This window comes from Chryseobacterium contaminans (assembly GCF_001684955.1).
In the GTDB taxonomy this organism is placed as follows: domain Bacteria; phylum Bacteroidota; class Bacteroidia; order Flavobacteriales; family Weeksellaceae; genus Chryseobacterium; species Chryseobacterium contaminans.
This window is the reverse complement of record NZ_MAYF01000198.1, coordinates 1-1651: the sequence shown is the minus strand read 5'-3', so window position 1 is coordinate 1651 and position 1651 is coordinate 1. Positions and strand designations below refer to the sequence as shown.

The 1651-nt window shown below is 35.6% G+C and carries 1 protein-coding gene; it reads right to left on the bottom strand.

What is annotated here, in order from left to right; all coding sequences use genetic code 11:
* Positions 1-291: 291 nt before the first annotated feature.
* A partial coding sequence (locus BBH99_RS11500) for an NADH-quinone oxidoreductase subunit N (protein ID WP_066695645.1) occupies positions 292-1651 on the bottom strand: 1360 nt, incomplete at its 5' end.

Sequence of the window (1651 nt, the reverse complement as noted above, 5' to 3'; positions counted from 1 at the left end):
TATCGCCCGGAAGTGTCATATAAGTAATCATGTGATTGGTGATTAATGATTATTAAAATACTGAGATTCATTTCTCTGTGTGAAATTAGAAAAAATCTCATAAAAAAACCTTCCAAATCATGTGAAAGGTTTATTAATAAGGTAATTATCCCTGAAATCAGGGAGTAATTTTATACTTAAGATAACTGATTCCGATGTAATATTTTCTTTATTTTTTTAATGGAAAAATTTACTGGTACAAAAAAACCTTCCAGAATTCTGAAAGGTTTTTGATATTGTATGGATAATTTTTTATAATCCGAACACTTTTGCAAACAGATCCGGGAAGATCCCCAAAACAATAATTGCTACGATTACAAATACGGCAACAATATTGTAAGTAAGTGTTACTTTTTCTGATGATTTGAATGTTGATTCTTTAAAGAAAAACATGGCGATAATCAGTCTTAAATAGTAAGCGATGGATAGGGCAGAACCTAACACTGCTACTAATACTAAGAACGCTGCGCCGTTCATTGCCTGAGAGAATAAAGCAAATTTCCCCATGAAACCAGCCGTTAGCGGAACTCCTGCCATTGAAAGCATAGAGATAGCTGCTGCTGTTGCCAATAAAGGTTCTGTTTTTGCCAATCCTTTGAAAGCTCCGAAAGAAGTTTCTCTTTTTAATTTCTCTACCCAGATCAGACACATGAAAACGCCTACTGTAGATAAAGCATAAGCAAATAAATAGAATGCTAAGTTATAAGTAGAAAGGCTTGTCATTCCGAAGAATACCAATCCAATATATCCTGCGTGAGATACTGAAGAGTAAGCTAACATTCTTTTTGCATTCGTTTGAGCAAGACCCATAACGTTTGCTAATAATAATGTAATGATTAAGAATACTCCAAGTACATTGATCCATTCATGAGTTACTCCGGCAAATCCGATTGTCATTAATCTGAACAATGCAAAGAATCCTGAGATTTTCACAACACTCGCCATGAATGCTGTAATTAATGAAGGTGATCCTGCATATACATCAGGGCTCCACATGTGGAAAGGTGCTAATGCAACTTTAAATGCCAATGCACAAAGGATAAGCAATACTCCTAAGATAAACATTACGTTCCCTGTATTCGCTACTCCAAAGTCGTGGATTTTATATAAATCAAAGCTTCCAGCACTTCCATAAATGAACGCGATCCCGAAAAGTAAGAAACCTGTCGCGAATGCACCCATTAAGAAATATTTAATTGAAGCTTCGTTTGATCTCAGATCAGTTTTGTTGGCACCAGCCATTACATATAACGGGATAGAAAGGATTTCAACACCTAAGAACATTGTTACTAAGTTCTGGTATCCGAAAAGAACAATTCCTCCGCATAATGCAAATAACATCAATGCATATAATTCTGACTGGTGGCTTCTGTGATTGCTGAATGCAAAACCTCCCAGGAAGAATAACAATAAAGTTGTTACAATGGATAGTTTAGTGAATAATGCTGTATTGGCACTGTATTCATACATATGCTTGTATTGATCGAAGAACGAACATTCAGGCATAAAGCTTACGTACAATGCGATGATTAAACCCAAAATCCCAATGTATCTTGCGAATTTTCCCTGCTCGAAAACTCCTGAAAATAACGCAATAACTGCCGTTAGGAAA